15 protein-coding genes and 1 pseudogene are annotated in these 20305 nt (G+C 43.8%); 7 read left to right on the plus strand and 9 right to left on the minus strand.

The genetic code is table 11. From position 1 onward, the window contains the following. Window positions 1-61: 61 nt before the first annotated feature. Entirely contained in the window at window positions 62-556 is a 495-nt protein-coding gene (locus C7B70_RS13370) for a filamentous hemagglutinin N-terminal domain-containing protein (protein WP_106369536.1), read from the minus strand. A gap of 41 nt (window positions 557-597) precedes the next feature. On the opposite strand from C7B70_RS13370, the gene C7B70_RS13375 reads away from it, so the two are divergent. The 5 genes from C7B70_RS13375 to C7B70_RS28355 all read left to right on the plus strand — a co-directional run bounded on the left by C7B70_RS13375 (window position 598) and on the right by C7B70_RS28355 (window position 6889). Further along, window positions 598-1848: a glycosyltransferase gene (locus C7B70_RS13375; protein WP_106369537.1), complete on the plus strand. Its 1251-nt coding sequence runs from the start codon at window positions 598-600 to the stop codon at window positions 1846-1848. A 528-nt stretch (window positions 1849-2376) separates the two neighbouring features. Next, a complete protein-coding gene (locus tag C7B70_RS13380) occupies window positions 2377-4113 on the plus strand; it encodes a ShlB/FhaC/HecB family hemolysin secretion/activation protein (protein ID WP_106369538.1) in 1737 nt (578 codons plus the stop codon). 572 nt (window positions 4114-4685) lie between these two features. Further along, window positions 4686-5060, plus strand: coding sequence for a hypothetical protein (locus C7B70_RS13390; RefSeq protein ID WP_106369539.1), 375 nt, complete (start codon window positions 4686-4688; stop codon window positions 5058-5060). A 129-nt stretch (window positions 5061-5189) separates the two neighbouring features. Continuing rightward, window positions 5190-5945 carry a ParA family protein gene (locus tag C7B70_RS13395; RefSeq protein WP_106369540.1) on the plus strand — a complete coding sequence of 252 codons (756 nt, stop codon included), beginning with the start codon at window positions 5190-5192 and terminating at the stop codon, window positions 5943-5945. Beyond that, complete coding sequence (locus tag C7B70_RS28355; protein WP_106369541.1) at window positions 5942-6889, plus strand: ParB/RepB/Spo0J family partition protein; 948 nt, start codon at window positions 5942-5944, stop codon at window positions 6887-6889. Before C7B70_RS13395 ends, C7B70_RS28355 begins: the two co-directional genes overlap by 4 nt. 38 nt (window positions 6890-6927) lie before the next feature. Here the strand turns inward: C7B70_RS28355 and C7B70_RS13405 are convergent, their stop codons facing one another. From C7B70_RS13405 to C7B70_RS13420, 4 genes and pseudogenes are all read right to left on the minus strand, one after another. Further along, the gene (locus C7B70_RS13405) at window positions 6928-7395 is read right to left on the minus strand and encodes a competence protein CoiA family protein (RefSeq protein ID WP_233220927.1); all 468 of its coding nucleotides are present in this window, start codon (window positions 7393-7395) and stop codon (window positions 6928-6930) included. 37 nt (window positions 7396-7432) lie between these two features. Continuing rightward, window positions 7433-7639: a Lar family restriction alleviation protein gene (locus C7B70_RS13410; RefSeq protein ID WP_158260490.1), complete on the minus strand. Its 207-nt coding sequence runs from the start codon at window positions 7637-7639 to the stop codon at window positions 7433-7435. Between the two features lie 51 nt (window positions 7640-7690). Beyond that, window positions 7691-7963 (minus strand): hypothetical protein, encoded by a 273-nt coding sequence (locus C7B70_RS13415; protein WP_106369543.1) that lies wholly within the window; start codon window positions 7961-7963, stop codon window positions 7691-7693. Beyond that, window positions 7960-9501 (minus strand): annotated as a pseudogene (locus C7B70_RS13420) (FAD-binding domain-containing protein). The gene C7B70_RS13415 and the pseudogene C7B70_RS13420 overlap by 4 nt, the downstream one beginning before the upstream one ends. 156 nt (window positions 9502-9657) lie before the next feature. On the opposite strand from C7B70_RS13420, the gene C7B70_RS13425 reads away from it, so the two are divergent. Both C7B70_RS13425 and C7B70_RS25930 read left to right on the plus strand, forming a co-directional pair. Then, the gene (locus tag C7B70_RS13425) at window positions 9658-9900 is read left to right on the plus strand and encodes a hypothetical protein (protein WP_106369599.1); all 243 of its coding nucleotides are present in this window, start codon (window positions 9658-9660) and stop codon (window positions 9898-9900) included. Window positions 9901-10048: 148 nt separating this feature from the next. Next, a complete protein-coding gene (locus C7B70_RS25930) occupies window positions 10049-10240 on the plus strand; it encodes a hypothetical protein (protein ID WP_146134041.1) in 192 nt (63 codons plus the stop codon). Window positions 10241-10296: 56 nt separating this feature from the next. On the opposite strand, the gene C7B70_RS13430 is transcribed toward C7B70_RS25930, so the two are convergent. The 4 genes from C7B70_RS13430 to C7B70_RS13445 all read right to left on the minus strand — a co-directional run bounded on the left by C7B70_RS13430 (window position 10297) and on the right by C7B70_RS13445 (window position 20285). After that, complete coding sequence (locus tag C7B70_RS13430; RefSeq protein WP_106369544.1) at window positions 10297-11472, minus strand: cysteine desulfurase family protein; 1176 nt, start codon at window positions 11470-11472, stop codon at window positions 10297-10299. Window positions 11473-11567: 95 nt separating this feature from the next. Then, the gene (locus C7B70_RS13435) at window positions 11568-16877 is read right to left on the minus strand and encodes an FtsK/SpoIIIE domain-containing protein (protein WP_106369545.1); all 5310 of its coding nucleotides are present in this window, start codon (window positions 16875-16877) and stop codon (window positions 11568-11570) included. After that, window positions 16877-18445: a hypothetical protein gene (locus tag C7B70_RS13440; RefSeq protein ID WP_106369546.1), complete on the minus strand. Its 1569-nt coding sequence runs from the start codon at window positions 18443-18445 to the stop codon at window positions 16877-16879. The genes C7B70_RS13435 and C7B70_RS13440 overlap by 1 nt, the downstream gene beginning before the upstream one ends. Continuing rightward, entirely contained in the window at window positions 18438-20285 is a 1848-nt protein-coding gene (locus C7B70_RS13445; protein ID WP_106369547.1) for a hypothetical protein, read from the minus strand. The genes C7B70_RS13440 and C7B70_RS13445 overlap by 8 nt, the downstream gene beginning before the upstream one ends. Window positions 20286-20305: the final 20 nt, after the last annotated feature.

A 20305-nucleotide genomic window follows, 5' to 3' on the forward strand; every position in this document is an offset into this window, starting at 1 on the left:
TTGTCTGACTCACTGGGGTGTTCCTACTTGCTTTACTTTACCCCACACTACCTCATCTTTTTTATGCGGTAGCCCTGACTGATTGAGGATTCTTAGCACTAAACTCACTACCATCGGATAACTTAATACTGTCAGCCGTGCTGGCAATGAAAGACCCCTTGAGATCGAGAACAGCACCTAATCCAAAAATAATACCATTAGGATTAATGAAAAATAGATTAGCATCACCTAATACTCCCAGCTTACCCAGAATAGTAGATGGGCTAGAGCCTGTTACTCTGCTCAGGATATTGGTGATTCCGACTGGATTACTGAAGTAGACTCCTTGATTATTTCCGATGTTGAACTGCTGGAAACTATGAAATAGTGTATTTCCTCGTGATGCCCCCCCAGTGACTACATCACTAGAAGTATCCTGGATAACTTGGTTTGGAACAACAATTGAATTACTATTCTCTAAGGATGAATCAGGAATAACTTGAGAGTATGCTGACAGGGCAAAAACAAAAACCAAATTAAAAATTGTAAAACAGCCCGTGTGAAGATAATACGACATGATAGACCATAAAGTAATTTATAGTTAAGCGAGTTAAATGTATGACCCACTTTGGTATCTTGTGTCCTCCTGCTACCGGACATCTTAACCCAATAATTGCACTAGGATATGAACTTCAAAATCGCGGTCATTGTATTACATTAATTGGATTCGCTGATGCAAAATCCAAGACAGTGGCAGCAGGATTAAATTTTAAAGCAATTGGAGAGCTTGAGTATCCAATTGGAGCAGTTGCACAAGCAATGGCAGAATTGGGTCAATTAGAAGGATTAGCTGCATTACAATATACCATTAATCGGTATAACCAGGGAGCAAATATAGTTTTACGGGATGCACCAAAAGCTGTTAAGGAAGCAAAGATAGAAGCTTTACTAATAGATCAATCTATGTTTGAGGGAGGTACTGTTGCAGAATTTTTGAATATTCCTTTTATCACCATATGCAATGCCTTAATGCTAAATCCTGAACCCGGAGTCCCACCTGCTTTAACTCCTTGGGAATACGATACATCTTGGTGGGCGTATCTACGCAATCAAATAGGTTATGCTTTGCTCACATTTGCTGGACAATCTATCGGTGAAACGATTGCAAAATATCGCAAGCAGTGGAACCTGCCTGCATACTCTTACTCCAACGATCCATTCTCTAAACTAGCTCAGATTAGTCAACAGCCTGCCGAGTTTGAATTCCCCCGTAATTCACTACCAAAACACTTCTACTTCAGTGGACCATTCTTCAACCCAAGTAGTCGAGAGTTTACTGCGTTTTGCTTCGACAAGCTAACTGAAAAACCACTGATTTATGCTTCACTTGGAACCGTACAAAATCGGATGATGTCGATCTTTTACAAAATTGCAGAGGCGTGTGTAGGTATGAACGCTCAATTAGTAATTTCTTTAGGTGGGGCAGCAGAACCTGAGTCTCTTGCACAACTACCTGGCAACCCTTTAGTTGTAAAGTATGCCCCTCAACTGGAGTTGCTTAAAAGAACTACACTCACTATTACCCATGCTGGACTAAACACTACGTTAGAATCTTTAAGCAATGGGGTACCAATGATAGCTATTCCCATTGCTAATGACCAGTTAGGAGTCGCGGCGAGAATAGCTTGGACGGGAACTGGAGAAGTCATACACCTCGATCAATTAAGTGTTTCTAAACTTAGAACTGCTATTACTAAAGTATTAACTAAAACCTCTTACAAGGAAAATGCTCTCCGGCTTCAACAGGCTATCCGTCAAGCAGGAGGTGTAAATCGGGCAGCTAATATTATAGAACAAGTATTATCCTAGGGGAAACTAAGCTAACGGATATTCAAACTACAACCTCAAAGAACTTAAAGCCCGGAAAATTGGCTCCTTACCCGTGCAAATCAAATGTTCTTTAGCTTATGTGCAAGTAAAATATTTTGATAACTTTCAATAGAAAGATTGGATACGCGCCTTTCCTGTTCCTAATAAACTTCAGATGTTCTTGTACTTTACGATTGTTCTTGTACTTTACGATCTGGGCTTCTTTTTTATTTTCTTACGGTGACAAGTAATAAAACCATAGCCCTGGAACAAGAGACTTTTTCTTATAGATACGACCCATTCATCTACATAATACATACCTGGTCAAAGCAATAATTAGACGGAAATAGCCTAACCGTTGCTCTTACATTCAATCGCTGAAATCTGTTTTTGATAGATATTACAGCCTTAATACGGTTTCTTGCTCCATTACTTGTTGTAATACTAAAAGTGTGACAACAAGGTATTCTGACAGTCCAAGCTCAAAAGTCAAACGCAATCCTAATAAATTCAATACTACCTTTTGCAATGGATCGTAAAGCTAAAAGTAGCCTGTACCAGCCTTGGTTATACTTGATCGCACTCGCAGCCTTAACTAGCATCCTGGTAAGTACCCCTTTGAAGGCACAAACCCCACCGCTACAAGTGCCTTTTCCTCAAGACGTTCAGCCTTTTCCTACGCCGATTCCTTCTCCAGTATTACCTCAACCTTTACCGCCGCCTGAAGAATTATTAGAGCCAACTTTACCCACACCTACAATCCCAGAAAGTATTCCAGGCGGACTGCAAACAATTAATGTAGAACGCTTTGAAGTAGTGGGTAGTACCGTATTTTCCCCTGAACAATTAGCAAAAGTTCTCGCGCCTTTTACCAATCGATCAATTTCCTTTGCCGAATTATTCAGTGCGCGTTCGGCGATCGCTCAACTTTATCTTGACAATGGTTATATCACCTCCGGCGCTTATATTCCTCCCCAAACTCTGCAAGGCAAAGTAGTTACAATTGCTGTCCTTGAAGGCGGTTTAGAAAATATCCAAGTTACCGGGACAAAATATTTAAACCCCAACTACGTCCGCCGACGGATTGAAATTGCTACCAAAGCTCCGTTAAATCGCAATCGCCTTTTACAAGCCCTGCAACTATTGCAACTCAATCCTCTAATTAGTAATATATCTGCTGAACTTTCGGCAGGAACCCGCCCTGACCAAAGTATCCTCGAAGTCCAAGTTAGCGAAGCCCAAAGTACAACACTTCAAGCAACGATTGATAACGGGCGAACGCCAGCAGTAGGGAGTTTCCGCCGCAACCTGCAACTAAATGAAGGCAATTTACTCGGAATAGGCGATCGCATTAGTGTTGGTTATAGCAATACGGACGGTAGTAACGCAATCGATACAAGTTACTCATTACCCCTAAATCCTCGTAATGGTACGCTTAACCTTAGCTATGGCACGACTTCAAGCCGGGTAATTGAGTCACCTTTTGACGTGTTAGATATTAAGTCGGAATCTCGCTACTATGACATAACTCTCCGTCAGCCGATTATTCAAACACCAAGTCAAGAATTTGCTTTGGGTATAAGTGCTAGTCGCCTAGAGAGCGAAACTTCCTTACAAGGTAGCCCTTTTGCCTTATCTCAAGGCGCAGATGAGCAAGGACGCACTTGGATTTCGGCACTGAGATTTTTTCAAGAATGGACTGGGCGGGATGCTCGTCAAGTAATTGCCGCGCGATCGCAGTTTAACTTAGGAGTTGGGGCAATTGATGCCACTGTCAACGAAGAAAGACCAGATAGCCGCTTTTTTTCCTGGCAAGGACAAGCTCAGTGGGTGCGACTGTTAGCGCCAGAAACATTACTTTTAGTGCGCGGTAATGTCCAGCTATCAACTACGTCGCTTGTGCCACTAGAACAGTTTAGTTTGGGCGGTTTGCAAAGCGTTCGCGGTTATCGTCAAGACTTGCTGCTAACGGATAATGGGGCTTTCGCTTCGGCGGAAGTTAGATTACCAGTTCTGCGCGTACCTGACTGGAATGCAGTTTTGCAAATAGCTCCCTTTGTCGATGTTGGTAGCACTTGGAATGCTGGTAGGGAAGCTCCAGAGCGCAATTCTTTAGCCTCGGTAGGTTTGGGTTTAGTTTGGCAGCAGAGTGATCGCTTTACGGCGCGTCTCGATTATGGAATTCCTTTAATTTCTGTGTCTTCTACCGAACGAACATGGCAGGAAAACGGTTTATATTTTTCCGTGTTTTACAACCCTTTCTAAATAGGTTCACGACTTTGAGAGTTAGGAAACAAGACAGAATAACTTAACGGGTCTTTCACCTTTTCGGTTTCACCAAAACCGTGATGCTGTATTTTCGGCGGTATAACCACCGCGTCCCATATAATGACTAGAATCCCAGCCAACAATGTATCCGTTGCTCACTTTTATCATGAGTTTTTCTTTTCCTTTTCCTCCGCGCGGTAGCGCATCTGGAGCATTAGTAGCAAATTTACTCAGCTTTTTTGTTAACTTTTGAATTTTTAACCAACACGGGGCGAGGCTTCTTCTTTGTCAAAGTATCTGCCTTAGCCACAGGAGGTCGGCAAACTTCGCAGTATCTCGGTCTTGATCCGTAAGGCTCTCGCTTGGTCATTTGCTCCACTAGGCGTAAATGAACTTGTACAGGCGAGTTGTTATCGTCTATTCATGCGCCCTAACCGTATATTCTCTAGCATAAACCTTCTTGGATGGCATAATCAATAACATGGTAGCTGCGTATCAATTATCTTAGATAAAAAGCGCAATCTCACAAAAATGCCGCCAACGGAAACTTCATTACTAACCTGCGGGAAATGCGTTCACGCTACCAAAGGCGAATCCAACAGTACAATCCTCTTGTTGTTTATGCCCAAGAGCAACTGTTCCAGGGTAATGCTTTGTTGGTAGACGAGTCATCAGATAATCAGCAATTTGCAACGAATTTACTGGAAATGCGTTCGCATTACCAAGCTACAGTTGACGAACAAAAGCGCTCTTCTGGGCGACAAAGCCGAGGGGGTTGGAATTCTAACAACATTGCTCTAATTCCCTCTCCCTTAACCATCCCAGCAGCCCTAACTGAAGAAATCGGCTACACGAAGCAAAGCTATTATCTTCCCGCAAATCCATTACTGGCAGAAAAGTCAAATCACCTCATCAATGGCTACTGTTGGCTCTATAAAGCGTAATAGTAGTGAAGTAGCTGTTAGCAAACTGAATTTGCAAATTGTGATTCTATTTAATTAAATCTATTCTTAATACTAATTTTTTTCTCCATAATCCCATAAACTCTTAGGTAGCGTTTGTAGGTAAGTTCAGTGGTTCAAGTAATCACTATTTATAATCAATCTGGCGGAGTTATGAAAACTTCTCTAACTATGAATCTAGGTTATCATCTTGCCCAGCATACTAGAAAGGTTCTTCTAATTGACATGGACCCACAGGCAAGTTTAACAATCTTTATGGGTTTAGAACCATCTGATCTAGAGCAAACGGTTGCTGAATCAATCTTGAACGAAGCCCCGTTGATGATTCATAGGGGAATTTATGGAATGGATTTACTTCCGTCTAACATCATGCTAAGTGCAGCAGAAATGCAGCTTACGTCCGTAATGGCACGGGAGTGGAGGTTGAAACGAGCATTAGAACCAATCTTGGATGACTACGACTTTATCTTAATAGACTCTCCTCCGAGCCTTGGAATTCTTAGTGTTCTGAGTCTAGTGGCATCTAGCTATGTTCTGGTTCCAATCCAGACGCAGTACAAAAGTTACAAAGGCACAGAATTGTTGCTGGATAGCGTCAGACAAGTGCAAGATTATGTAAATCCTGACTTAAAGATTGCTGGAATTGTGCCAACTATTTATGCAGCAAGTAACGCTCAAGATAAAGCAATCCTAGGAGCAATTCAGGAGCAGTTAGCTAAAATTACCCAAATATACCCTCCTATTCCTCGTGCGACGGCGTTTGCTGATGCCTCAATGGAGCATCAACCACTAGCGGTACATAGCCCTAGTCATGCAGCAGTCAAAGTCTTAGAATCAATTGCTAAGAGTATGGAGAAGCTAAAATGACTAAGAAACAGTTGTCCGTTCCGCAGATGCGGGGTGTCAGTGCCTTTCTCAGCCCACCTGTCAGCGAGGATGAGTCTGGGCAAGAGCCTCTCTCAAATACCATAAGTACAGTTTCCATTAGTCAGATTCATCTACCCCAAAATCAACCTAGACGATATTTTGACTCAGAAAAGCTCCAGCAATTAGCAGCCTCCATTAAACAGCATGGTATTCTGGAGCCACTATTGGTACGTCCTTTTAAAAAAGGAGAATACGAACTGGTTGCAGGAGAACGGCGATACCGGGCTGCAAAAGAGGTGGGTTTGCAAGAAATTCCTATTACTGTCCGGGAATTATCAGATCAAGAAGCTTTACAACTGGCATTGGTCGAAAATTTACAACGAGAAGACTTAAATCCAATTGAGGAAACAGAGGGAGTGCTAGATTTGCTGAAACTGATGATGAGTTGTGGTACAGATAGCATTCTGGATACGCTAACTCAAATGGCAACGGCTCAGAAGAAAGGAATAGAGACATCGGGAAACGTTTCCCGACAGATAGAAACAATCACTACTATCTTAGAATCTACTATTGGAATAACGCCAGAGAGCTTTCGTACATCTAGACTTCCTTTACTCAATTTGCCTTCAGATATTCTTGATGCTATTCGGCAGGGGAAGTTGGAGTACACTAAGGCGCGGATAATTGCCCGGATTAAAGATTCTGATAAACGACAATCAATTTTAAAGGAGGCGATCGCTCAAAAACTCTCTTTGAACCAGATCCGAGAGAGAATCAAAGCGACTTGTTCACCTACATCAGTAGAAACACTAACTCTTAAACAACGGATGCAGAACATTTCACGTCGTTTTCAAAATACAAAAAGTTTAGATAATTCTAAAAAGCAGGAACAAATTGAGAAATTAGTTGCAAAGTTAGAATTCCTTTTAACAGAAGATAAGTAGCTAAAGGCTAGAAGATGCAGGGAGATTTAAACCTACAATCAAAAAGGGAACGCGGCTAGAGGCAGTGAGCCAAAAGGGATTTGCCCTACCTTAGTAAACTGGTAAGCTTTTCGCCCTGTCCCAGCGTTAATAGTTGGCGAAATCTCAACTAAGTCTTTCCTAGTGAAAGCTGGCAATACCTCTAGGCGATCAATGCAATTGTTGTGCGCCTTATGCCTGTGCCAAAGCTTTTTTAATTGCTCTAGATCCTTTCCCGTTAGGAAAATATTAAAGGCATCGTACAAAGGTAGACGCGGTATGTCGCGCGGCTCTCTTTTGAAAACTACGTTACACGTTTCCCCGTCATGAGCGAAATGATGCTCTTTTATTTTGCCCTTTTTAGCGATCAGCGCTCGGCCGCAGTAGGGGCATATTAAATTAGTTTTCCTACTGGTTACATCTTCAATTGAAACTAATTTGTTATCAGCATCAACGCCATAGTTTAGCCAAATGCGATTACTGCCCAAGTGAACCTACTATTTCTGATTATTCAGAATTACTGCTTTAATTTTTAACTCGACTATTCCACAAAAATGTTGCTTCCTCCTCAGTTTTTGCCGCCGGACCTTGTACGCCGCAGACGCAATAAACTGTCAGTCCCTCACCCTCCTGATTATCTTCAAACTCTGATTCAATGATTTCCAACGCTGACTCACCGCAAAATGGGCAAGGTAAAAAGTAATCTTTAGCTTCTATTTTCTTGCTGCTCACACTACAGATAATTTAAACTGCTTAAGCAATTATACAATCGGTGTTGTAGTATTACTGAGCGAATAATCTTGCTACTCCACTACCAATTAAATAAAAAATAAGCACAACAACGGTTTGAATTAGATAAGTAATGAGCAAGGATTTATACAGTTTAGAATTTTGCTGGTGAAATAACCTATTCCACAAATACCACTTGCCCTGAATATAGGCGGCGGTGAAGAATAAAGATAATGCTGGAACACTCCACAACGGGGAATTAGCAAAGCCTATGTAAATAGCGCTTGCCAGTAGCCCCACTCCTAACAATCCTTTAATAAAATTCATATTATTTTTGTCTGGTACTCTCGGTATTGCTTATCTTTATTCTCCCAATATTTGTCTACAGTCTTTTTGGCGATTGCCGCCTGCTCTAACTCCACCCCCTGCTCGGCTACTAATCGCTCTTTCACCCGCTTCCGCAAGTCTGATACAATCTTGCCATTAATCTTCCTCGTTTCCGCCCAGTCCAGTATTGGCTCAGGGTATGGACTTTCATTCAAGTACGCTCCATTAAGGATTTCTGGCAAACTATAACCACGCAATTCTTCAACCCAGTGATAGATAAACTTCAAATCGCCGTCTTTTTCCTCTAAATTTTTATTTGGATTGTAAATGCGGAAGGTATCGGACAAGGGATTTGTTACCCCTGCTTGCATCTACCATTGCCAATTGTCAATCGCTAGATCCCCGTCTACCAAATACTTCATGTAATGCTCTGCGCCGTGATGCCAAGAAATGCCACGGTTGATACATAGGAAAGTGGCGCACATTGCCCTCATCCGAAAATTCATCCACCCCATTGTTTTGAGTTGCCGCATTGACGCATCAACCAAGGGAAAACCTGTTTGCCCTTCCTTCCAAGCAGTAAACAACTCTTGTTTTTCCTCATCTAGCTCGGCAGATGAGTAATAATCATTAAACTCCGGATAGCGGTTGGTATCTACTAACTCTGGGTAGAAGTACAGCCGTTGGGTAAAACTATCGTGCCAGCGCAGCCGATCTCGAAAGGCTTTGAGGGAAAACTGAGCTTTTGGATTGCTGGCTAATTCGGCGGCTTTAGCTTTGGTACTCTGGTAAACCTGGCGAACAGAAATAGTACCGAAAGTTAAGTGAGTTGATAGGTGGGACGTAGAACCCTGCTGAGTTAACCAGGGGCGCGAGATTTTCCAGTGGGACCCTTGATATCGAGAACTTAGGAATGAGTCTAATGTAGCGATCGTCTGTGTCTCGCCGCCACTGAAATAGGTATTCTCTGTTTCCCAAAATTGGCTATACTTTTGCTTCAACTGACTGAAGGTAAGCTGAGGGATGTCAAGCTGAAGCTGGGGCGTGTTAATGCTTTCTGGCACTGGATGTTGAGGTTGCCGCAGGTAGGTGTAATATTCGTTAAACCACTCGTCGCGGCGATCACTATCGGTTTGCAGGAAGTTGTTTAGACCTTGGTGGTAATCGAGATTGTGTTGGCGGTAGAAGTCGATGATTTGGCGATCTCGCTCAATCCCATACTGCACCTGTACGTCATAGTTGAAAAACAGTTTAGGGCGATCGCCTAGCTCTAGTAACTGGCGGGTAAGCTCTTGAATTACGTCAGTGCTATTACCTTCAAACAAGTAGAGTTGACTTCCCCGCGCTTTGAGGTTTCTATCCAGGTCTTCTAAAGACTCGAATAAGAACTTGACCCTAGCTTTGCCTACTTCAGCTTGCCCATAAAACCAAGGATCGATTATGAAGCAGGGCAAGATTTCAGCGTTATCGGCGGTAGAATGAGCAATTATTTCGTTGTCACTCAAACGTAAGTCTCGACGGAACCAGAGGATGTGCATTCTTGAGGCGTACTATTTCTGTACTACTATTCTAATCTTTTGCAGGCGATTGCCTACGGCACTGCTGGAAGCAATCGCATTTAAGGTAGTTTAGAATTGGATTAATTGTGCGACAACGCTCTAATCATAATTCTTGCAATACTTTTCATCTTCTCTATGAATTCCAAGAATATCCTGAAAGTTAAGCGCCTAACCAAACCCCAAACTCCGCCGCTACCATTGAATGATTCTGCCATTGAAGAAGCCGTTGAAGCGTTCCAACAATCCACAATGGAGACGCTTAAACAGCCAGAGCCAGTAGTAAACAAAGAGGTTTTTCTCGGAACTCCAAGAGATGAATCAGTCTACGGATCTGGGTGGAGCTTGACGGAATTATTGAATGAGTTTAACGATAGGTAATTACCGTTGCTAAGGTTTTAGGGCGGCTGTCTAGTCTTCTAAATTTAAGGATTGGGTTACATTCACTTATGACTAATTTATGGTGGGAATTTAAACGCATCTTCAGGCACTAACGCCCCATGAAACTATTAATCAATAACCCATCAACTTGGAAAACAACCATTTCTTTCTTGTTCCTCAGCACTTTACTCATTTTGTTTATTGGCGTTGGAAAAATGGACGTAGTAATCCCTCACCACTAGCTATGCGAAAGGTTGAGGAAATGCTGCGGCAGATGGGTGATCGCGGTGAGGATTTATTAAATAAATACTTAGCAAAATGGGTAACTTTCATTTTTTGAAGACTATACTAGCTTTGATTCAGTGATGCCAATAATCTCTAATCAAGTTCGCAAGTTTACGAGGACATAGCTTCACGAATTTGACGGACAGCAAACACTAAAATTTTGGTAGTTTGTTCAATCTCCTCTAAAGTTGTAAATTTGCCTAAGCCAATACGCAATGCTCCTTCAATTACTTGAGAAGGTAAACCCATTGCTCGTAAAACGTGAGAGGGAGTTTCTACACCAGATGAGCAAGCAGAACCCGTGGAAATGGCTAGATTTTGACGTACCCTAGCAATTACTGCACTGTTGGGAATATCAGGGATAGAAATGTGAAGATTGCCGGATAAGCGAGAAGTAATATCTCCATTAATTATCAAACTCGGAATTTTTTCGAGTAGTAATTTTTGCAGTGTATCTCTTAAATTAGCGATCGCTTTCTCATCTTCTTCCATTTCTAATGATCGCAAGCGGCAAGCTTCTCCTAGTCCTACAATGCCTGGAACATTGAGAGTACCTGATCGCATCCCCTTTTGATGTCCACCCCCAAATACGAGCGGCTTTAGATAGTAGTCTTTACGAACTACCAATGCCCCAACACCTTTAGATCCATATAACTTGTGGGCAGAAATAGCTAGATAAGTAATGCCCCAATCCTCAAACTGGATTGGAATTTTTCCCACTGCTTGCGATCCATCACAAAGAAAAGGGACATTGTAGCGTTGGGCAATTTGCCCAATGTCTTGTATTGGGTAAACGTTGCCAATCTCATTGTTTGCTGCCATTATGCAAACTAGAGACAGCCCTTGGACACAAACTTGCTCTAGGTGAGCGATATCTAGCCTACCTTTAGAATCTATTTTTAGATAAACTAATTCTGCCCATCCTCGCTGCTCAAAAGCTTTGCAAGTATCAAAAACAGCCTTATGCTCAAGAGGTAATAGTCCAATCCGGTAGGGCTTTTCGGGATTTGGAGGCAGGCTACCTTGAATTGCCAAGTTAATGCTTTCTGTCGCTCCTGATGTCCAAATAATTTCTCGTGGTGAGGCTCTAACTAGGTTGGCTACGTGTTTAGCAGCTTGTTTTACCGCATTTTCAGCGTGATCGCCGTACTCGTGATCTACGCTGCTTGCATTGCCAAATTCTTCAGTCATGCAGTGGTAAATGCGCTCGGCAACCCTGATATCAACAGGAGTTGTAGCATGATAATCAAGGTAGATAGGCTTTAGATCAGATGAGCCGTTTGACATTCGGATGATGACAGGGTAATTTTATAATGCTGTGAGCCATTTGAACCTGGTAGTTCTACTTAAACATTAATGTTCAAAAGTTAGTCTACTGCCTTTTATTCAGAGTCAGCTTTGATTGATTCCACTATTGAAGGAAAATCTGCATCATTTAGAAATGGAACTTGCGTGTATATAATAGCTGACTCATTGGTTAGTCTTGCCGCCAAATGTCCTTTTCCTAACAAATTTTCTGCCCCTTTCTGCCCAAGGGCAATTTCTGAAGTTCCAACGCTTTCAACCCTAAGAATCAAGCGATTTCCAAGATTGTCTCGAAGCTGAACAGGTAGAACGTTGGCATCTGGACGTTGGGCAGCAAAGATTAAATGAATTCCCGCCGCTCTTGCTTTGACTCCTAAGCGTTGCACTGCCGAGGATACAGCATCTTTGTATTCGTCTATCAGCATCCATTCCGCAAATTCATCATGAACGAGCCACAAAACAGGTAAACGTTCGCTTTCTGAAACCTTGCTGTTGTATGACAAAAGGTCTTTAACCCTCTGCTGCCTAAACTTCAGGTATCTTGAATCCATTTCTGATACTAGGTTATTTAGGACATTGATCGCCCGCTCTTGTTCTATAATGATGCCTTCATGCAGATGGGGAAGTTCTTCAATCTGGGAATAGTCAACGCCTGCTTTTGGATCTATTAAATAGATGTGGGTGAGCTTGGGGGAGTTGGTGGCACAGATATCAAGTAGGAGGTTTTGCAGCAAGACAGATTTACCGCTTCCTGTAGCTCCAGCAATCAGAGTATGAGGAGCGTGTTGCTCTAAATTCTCGAAGCTACTACCTACGTTGAGGTAAAGCAGTTCGCCATCAATTTCTTTGACTCCAATTACAAAGCTAAGGTTAATGCCGGAGGGAGAGCGATTGACTTTTCGTCTTTCCCAAACTTCACACAAAGAAATGGTTTGTCGTTGAGGACGAGCAATCGAAACAATAATTTCCCCCGGTTGACCGTAAAGGCTGATCACATTCAAGGAATGAGTAGTTAGAAGCTGTGATCGCTTCTTTTCGATATCATCTAGCTTCAAATTATCAGAACCTTTGAAACGCACGATCGCCGCGTTAGGAGTCAAGCGCTTGCCTTCAATTTTAGCTTGCAAGTTATATCCCAAAAGTGCTGTTCTTAGTTTTCCCGCCACTTCTTCCAGCCATTTTTCTGCCTCTGCATCGCTCTGACGGTTCTGCCCCTGTCCCTGCCACCAAGAGGTAAGAGCAGGATTCGCCCAACTATCCTCCGTAACTGAATTGATAGTTATGGCTTCCGATAACTCCTGAGTCACTGTTAGCGGGAGTGGATTAGCAAGGTTCTCAAGCTGGTTATTTGCTGTTGATACGGTGGTTTCTGTTAATGTTGGGACAGTATTGGTTACTGTTTTTGGCTTTTCAATCCCCAATACCCAAGTAACTCGCTCTGCGGGCTGTAGGGCTTGAACAACCGTCCAAGGTTTGTCATCACCTAAAAGCTCCCGTACTGGAAACAGAGATTGTCCTGACTCGTAAGCTAGGACAAGTTTGCGGACTGATTCTCGGTCGAAAACTTCTTGAAAACAGCGATCAACTTTAGGGATAGGCGAGCGCTCTCCTTCTACATTGTTGTCATTATTACCTGTTACAAAAACGTGTGAGTAGCCAGACAAATCAATGCGGAGAGTACCAGAGCGGATTTGTTCACGCCACTGCTCAACATCCAGCTTGTTGTCTGCACTAAATTCAATGCCATCGAGCAGCAGATCGCTAAGACGCGAAAGCCACAGATCGCGATCAAGACGACCAGGACTGATAAAGAGCGCATCGGCAATCCGAAGGGCAGTCTGTCTTAATTGGTTTTGAGATGTCTTGCGGGCATCAGCTAATCCGGCTGCGTCAATATATTTTGCCTCTGAAATAATAACTTTGAGGATAGGCTCATTGTCAATGTACTGCGGTGAAATTGCCATAATGTCAGCAATTTGCCCCTCTTTTTGTCCTAGCCAAGAAGCATAATCATCTAAAAAGTACCAGCCCATTGGGTTGTGCGCCCCTAACTCCGCCGCAATCAGCGCTCTACTAAGCACAACGCCCATTAGTTCGCTGGCAAATCTGCCGCATTTAGCGGCGCGCAATACGATGTCACCGGAAACAGCGTTGGCATCATCGATTGCCCGTTCTACAAGCTTGTCAATGCGATCGCTCTCTAGAGAGAGGTTAAGGGCTTCTAATCGTTTTCTAACCAACACTTTGAGTATGTTCAACGACGCATCGGAAGATACTAAAAAATTACGTTCGTCGGTACGATGCTGCTGGTAGCGAATTACCTTCACACCTTGGTTGATGAGTTGCCGTCGCTCTAGCAAATCATCATAGTTAACTACCCACTCTCCTAAACGGTGGCTCTCATCGAAGGTCGTCCTTATGGTTTCATCTTGGAAGGAAATTTGACGAGCAGGCAAAAAGTGTTGATTAGGAGAACAATCCTCGCCTACAACAATGCTGTAAACCATATCAAGATGAGCTTGTCCGACCGCAGGCTGCTTGGGACAGGTGAGGTAAGCGGTGGACTTGAGTTCGTCTTTAGCAGAGGGACGCTTGCGCGACCAACGGGCAGGGGAGTGAACTAGAAGATCAGGTGTGGTACTGTCAAAAGGAGAGGGCTGCCAGACAACTTTCGCTTGCCGCGAGATAGCATCTTGCAAAAACACAATATCAGCAAATTTGCCTTCCCTGGGATTTGTGGCAGGGACATCGCTGGACATGACTGAAATCCGAAGTCTTGCCATAAAGTTTTGAGAAACTTCGCTGGCGATGAAGGCATCAGGGTCAGCGTCAGAACTTTCCATCATTTGCTCGTAGAGTTGAGCCAGTTTTTGCCCATTTCTGTGGCGCAGAATTATCTGGCAACGGACTTCTTCGCGGTCGTTTTGAAGTTCTTCACTGAGCTTGTTAACGATCGCCTGTGGAAGTTTTGTTGAGTCAGTTTGGTATAAGACTATACTTAAATTGGTTTTTTCGTGGGGTAGCAGTTCTACATAGCGGCGAATTATTTTTAAGAGAAGCTCGGCAGCTTCCGTAGGGTTTTCATTGGTAGTGCGATCACTTTCGTCTCGTGTCGGGCGCTCCATTAAACTATAGTCGTTGACGGTATCGGAAGTCGATAAAAGCTCAATTTGTTGTTTTTGATAGCCGACGCAAACTTCAGGATAGTAAGGATGGTCAAGTTCGTTGCGTAAATCGGCAAAAAATAAGCGCGAGTCTCCAAAATTTACCTCCGGAGTAGAGATAATATATCGAAGCAAGCCTGCTAATTGACGGGCTTTGACTGCTATAGATGCTAATCGTAAGGGATGCCAAGGAGCAATAATTGCCGCAGGTTTGCCTCGTTCGATCCGGATACATCCTAAACGCAGAATAGGTTGATAGAAGTCGATGCGATTAAGATCGCCTTTGACATGGGTAAGGACGGTTTTGAGCAGAGTTTCGTAGGATTGGCACTGATGCAGCAATTCTGGATTACCAATGCCTTCTCCGCTAGCGTTGGTAAAACTGGCGATTGCTGCTTTGTAGCTTTCTGCAAAAGCTTTCCACGCAGTAGTAATCTCGTCGGCTGCTGCTTTGGAGAGACGACCTTCGGCAATGGCTTGTTTGAGCCTTGGGGGTAAGGTTTTATCAAGATCACTTTTGCGATCGTATTTACTGACTAAAGAACCTCGATCCTGGCTATAGGCTGCCATTAGTGTGCCGACATCAGAAAGGGCAATCCCTTGTAATCTGCCCTTTTTACTGACTAACTCTCGCGATACCTGAGAAAGCTGGAAAGGTGAATCTTTGAGCAGTCGTTTAAAGTCATTGCTCAACTCCATGCCGATCGCATTAGGGTTGCAACGCCACACCAGTTGAGTTTTGGCGATCAAAGCCTGAGTATTATCGCGCATCTCTACATAAAACTTGATCTCTACCGCAGTTTTTGCTCCAGAGGTATTCTTTCGATATTTTACCTTCTGTTTTTTCTTTGTCTCTTCCAGTAAGGTTTCGTACTTGAATAGCCAGTGTGTTTCCCATTCAATATGGGGTGCTGTCAATTGTTCGATTCCCCGGTAACGGGTACAGAAGTATCGTCCCACATCAGCATTTAGCTCTAGCCATTTGCTTTTGGCGGCTCCCTTCTGCGTCGAAATTTTGAGCGATTTAATGCTATCAACCGTCTCTGCTTGATCAAACAAACGCTCAAAGGCTTGGAGCAAACCAATTAGAAAATCACTACATTCAACAGGTTGCCCATAGACAAATTTATCCCATTTAGCTTTGAGCTTGCGATCACCTTCAAGTTCCTGACGGTGTGCGTCGTAGAATTCCCGGTCTTCATCTTGCGCTTCTCGCTTGTTACGTTTTTTCAGGGCATTAATGTACTGAAGCTCTGATTCGGTCAGGGTATCAGGATATTCACTCAAGAAAAAATCTTGGGTAAGGGAAGCGATATCTGTTTTTTGTGCTTGTAACCCAGAAAACAGCGTATTAATATGGTCAGATTCCCACTCGAACTGGGCAAGGTCTTCGGCTTGGGATGTCCAGCCTGTGGAACTGGAAATAAATGATTCAATCGTAGGGTAAGCGATCACTGGGATGTCTTCTTTTACTTTGTTAAAGGCAGTTTGTAAATCCTGCTCGTCAATTGGTTTGCGGCTAGGTGTTTGCTTTAGAAGCAAGCAAGCACGTTTGGTGAAGGCTTGCTGAAACAACTTTTCCCAACGCTGGGTTTGTCTCCACTGGGCTTCAGGGATAGCGCGAAAGTAACCAGAGTCACGGGGAAGACGCAAAGCAGGAAGCGCCCATCCGAGGGCATCTACAACAGGAAGGCTTTCTTCTAAGATGCGCGATCGCGTCTGAACGATGTACTCAGCGAAATTTTCTAAGCTTGGCGTTCCCACTTTTTGCAGCCCATTGAGAGCTTTGCGCCAGTATTCAATCTGGTCGCTAGAAATTGCCAAATCAAGCGCAGCAAGATCGATCCAACAATCAATTTGCCCCTTGAGTTCCTGAGCGCCAATGGAAGTGATGTCATTTAGAGACTGAGCTTGGTCATCGCTGATGTTGGCAAGCAGCAGAGCGGGGCGATCGCAAGCAGAGTGCCGTAAATGAACGGTGCGTTCATCAGTGAGGATTTCAGAGGGCAAGTCCCAGCTTTTAACTAGATCGCGCGGGACTTGAATTTTAACTTGAGGCTCTAGTTCGGAGTCTTTGAGAATGGCGCGGCAAATTTCCGCAACTTGCTGGGCAGTCAGGCGATTGAGCATAAATCGCGCGACACCTTCACTGGTTTCATCGGTTTGAATCGAGCGTTTTAAAAAGTCCGCCGCCACCTGCCCAATCAGTTCTATGGTCTGCATTATTTTACCTCCGAAGCAAAGGGATTTTGGACGTAAGCACAAGCATCGGAGAGGCGTTTGAGCAATCCAATACTCGCAAGTCGATGTTCGAGCCGCTCCGCATTTGCTACAAAGTCTTCTCGATCGGCATCGCCGGAGTTAATCAAATCTTCGGCTTGGCGATCGCCAATAACCAATCCGTATTTGTGGTAGAGTTTCGCTAAAAACTCTTGAAACTCTAAGCGAGTTGGTACAGATGCAAGCACTAACGTTTTTAATAAAGAATCTGTAGGGGCGTAACGAGTTCGACGACTACTCCGGCTAGAGGATAAGCCAATTTCGCGCGCCCAACTTCCATGAAATTTGGCAAGGTGCTGTTGGTGTCGCTTAAGTGCCTGTTCGCATAGGGAATTTAGCAAAGCTTCTGGCGAACCCGATCCATCTGATTCTTCTTTGGCAGACCAAGCAAAGCGCTTTTGTAGCAAATCAATGGCATCCTCCATTGGGTTAGGAGAAATCAGGCTTGCTTGCCATTCTGGTGAATCAACGGTACTGCGGATATGATGCTCGATCGCCCGTTGGGGCAGACTATTATTTTTCTGATACTCGTCAGATGCTAATTCACGCACTGTAGTTTTTTTAGGCGCGACGATCTCTAATACAAAACGTGGCGGAGCAGATTCACCTAGCGTCATCTTGGCGCGGGTTAGCAAGTAAATAATCAGATGCAGCCCAGTAATCGTGACTACATGGGGCAACGCATCGTAATTAGGAAGGTCGCAGCCTAAAATACTTAGCCAATCCTCTGCTAATCGCTCGTACTCTGGCAGTTGAGCATGAGGGAGGTAAGGTGGGCTACCGCTTACCCTAATATCTTCTCGATCTTTAGGAGACTGAAGAGCGAGGACTAGATGATTCCATTTAGAGCCTCTATAATCCTTTGAATAGTTGCGAGTAATGATTCTTGTGTTCTCTAAACGAGCGAAAATTTCTTCGCCTCGACCGCTACGGCAAAGCATAAGATAGAGGAGTTCGCCAGTTCTGCCAAAGAAGCGACGGTCATTGGTGGCTCCATGTTCAGTAACCCGTAAGTCTTCGTAGAGGCAATCGGAACCGTAAGGAAAAACAAACTTTGAACTCCAACGCTTGTTGCTGTCGCCCTCAATGGCGCTTGATTGTAAGAATTTGACGAGTTCTGCAAAATCTTTGAAAGATGCAAATCTAGATTTAAGATAATTAAAGTCTGGTGAAGTCAGTCCGCCAACATTGCTGGCGATTTTTTCCATCCACATTTGCCACCGTTCGTTATCATCCAAAGACTCCGCAGCAACCGCTTCAATATGAGGGTTATTAAATAGAATATTACGGAGGTAAAGGCGTTTATAGATTTTATATTCAAGAGTGTTAAACTCGCTCTCCACAAACGCTCGACCGCTACTTGCCTCCGATTGAGTAATGCAAAGCATCTCTAGAATGCAGAGCCAGGGGGTTTGCTCATCGTATAACCGATGTCCCCAAATAGATTCGTCAACCCACATATTGAGTTGAGATTGTTCGACTTGCTGAGGGCGCGGTAAGATTTCAAGCACAAAAGTAAACCTCCAAAGAACGTCCGCTTGCAATTCCAGCGTTACTAACTTCCAAGAGCCGAATATTCATGGCTTCTTCTGCATCCTCATTCTCAGTCTCTAACGATTGCCTAATTGCTAGTTGCTTAAATACTTGGGTTTTGAAAGCAAGAACATCTTCATAGCACTCTTGTGAGAAGCTGCTTGGAAGGACACCTTCGGCGACTCTGCTTAAATATTCATACCGAGTCAGCGTCAGGTTAAAACTAATCGGCTCACCACCGGAAGCAAGATGAACGACTAAACTCGGTCTTTTGCCGTTTTTATCCAACTCCACTGAAACGCTCTCACCCCGCTTTCGAGCTACAGATATTGATTCTTCATAAACGCGACTAATTCTTGCTTGGGAATAGCTTCCTGAAGTTGCCAAAATCAGTTCGTCTTGATTACTAACCAACAAACCTGTAAAGATGCGATTCAATCCCCTCACTAGACGTGAAGCAATTGGCTTAGAAATCTTTTTACCCGCTTGTAAAACTCTACAAAGGTCATTTAGGTATTCTCCAGCGTAGTGAAAGACTGTAAGGTCCCAGAGCTTCATGTCTTTTGTGCGATCTCCCGCAATGGTAAAAAATAAACGCTGCCGTTGAGCTTGCAGAACACCAAGGAATTCTTCTCGCCCCTTGGCTGCGTCTCCTTCTAAATAAGAGCGTTGCTGGGCTTGATAATTAAGGTCTGCTCCGTAAAAAGAATCAGCCAGCACTAACTCTTCGTAAAGTGGTTGTATTTCTGGATCGTCTGCCCCAAAAATTAGGATGTTGTCAATCTGATTGCTAGTTTCTGCTCCAATCCCAAATCCGCGCAATACTTTAAAAACCTCTGTTGATTCGCGCCGACGCTCAGGCAAATTTTCGCCAAAAATATTTCGGTAAAGGCTGGCAAGGGAGGTAGTTTTGGCATAAACTACCCCAGGAATCTGCCGACAGTTCAATAACTTATCTTTCGCCTCTGGATGACCCAGCAGAGTATTGGCAACTAACAAAAGTAACTGGCGAACTGGCAGATGCGTTTGGTTTAACTCACAGAGTTCTAAAAGGTCAGTCAGTCGCGCTCTCGTGGTTCGGTTGGCTTCTGTTCCTTCTAAACGCTGCTTGTTTTGCCAAATTGGACATCCCTGGTTTTGATAGGCACACTGGTCGCACGTTCTCCACCCTGGATGATTGAGGACTGCATCTAAAATGCGTGTAAATAAGACGGCAGCACTCTGGCGGCTGAGATTGTAGAGCTTCATTTGAAAGCCATCTTTTTCGCGTAAGTCGCCAACTAAAAGGTCCTCAATTGCTTGTCTTACTGCCTCAAATTTCTCGGTCTGCGCTGTTTCTGCCCATGCCTCCACCAGTTGACCATCGTTGGCAGCAATTAGATAAAGGGTGGCAGTGTCTTCTCCGGTGATGGCAGTTGCAATTTTGGGTAAGAGACTGCGCTTTTCCTCTAGGGTCAATTCACTCAAATCTTTGACGACTACGAGCTGGCGCTCGCCCAATGCTAACTGATGAATTTTTATATCCTGCTGCCAATCTTCTACAGAACCGCCAAAATACTCCCAGATTTCTCGACAGTAGTAAGTCTTGCCATCCCCGGCAGTTCCCGTCAAAATGACCGATTTAGGGCTTATTGAGCGAAAGTTGTCAAGCAGTTCGTTCAGGTATTCAGTCTCAAAGGCGATCGGTGCCATTTTCTTCCGCCGCAGCGTCCTTTGGATTACCTCGTCATACATATTGTCATTACGAGGAATCGGCCCATAATGGCGTAAGAAACCGATCCAATCAGACTGAGAGCAAGGTAAAGGTTGAGGAGTCATAAAACTCAGAAGTTACGAAT

It is taken from the genome of Chlorogloea sp. CCALA 695, assembly GCF_003003885.1.
Taxonomy (GTDB): Bacteria; Cyanobacteriota; Cyanobacteriia; order Cyanobacteriales; family Chroococcidiopsidaceae; genus Aliterella.

Coding starts and splice junctions, on each gene's coding strand:
- C7B70_RS13445 (WP_106369547.1), bottom strand. CDS start 20,285: ATGACTCCTCAACCTTTACCTTGCTCTCAGTCTGATTGGATCGGTTTC.
- C7B70_RS13380 (WP_106369538.1), top strand. CDS start 2,377: ATGGATCGTAAAGCTAAAAGTAGCCTGTACCAGCCTTGGTTATACTTG.
- C7B70_RS13425 (WP_106369599.1), top strand. CDS start 9,658: ATGAATTCCAAGAATATCCTGAAAGTTAAGCGCCTAACCAAACCCCAA.
- C7B70_RS13375 (WP_106369537.1), top strand. CDS start 598: ATGACCCACTTTGGTATCTTGTGTCCTCCTGCTACCGGACATCTTAAC.
- C7B70_RS13390 (WP_106369539.1), top strand. CDS start 4,686: ATGCGTTCACGCTACCAAAGGCGAATCCAACAGTACAATCCTCTTGTT.
- C7B70_RS28355 (WP_106369541.1), top strand. CDS start 5,942: ATGACTAAGAAACAGTTGTCCGTTCCGCAGATGCGGGGTGTCAGTGCC.
- C7B70_RS13435 (WP_106369545.1), bottom strand. CDS start 16,877: ATGCAGACCATAGAACTGATTGGGCAGGTGGCGGCGGACTTTTTAAAA.
- C7B70_RS13370 (WP_106369536.1), bottom strand. CDS start 556: ATGTCGTATTATCTTCACACGGGCTGTTTTACAATTTTTAATTTGGTT.
- C7B70_RS13415 (WP_106369543.1), bottom strand. CDS start 7,963: ATGAATTTTATTAAAGGATTGTTAGGAGTGGGGCTACTGGCAAGCGCT.
- C7B70_RS13430 (WP_106369544.1), bottom strand. CDS start 11,472: ATGTCAAACGGCTCATCTGATCTAAAGCCTATCTACCTTGATTATCAT.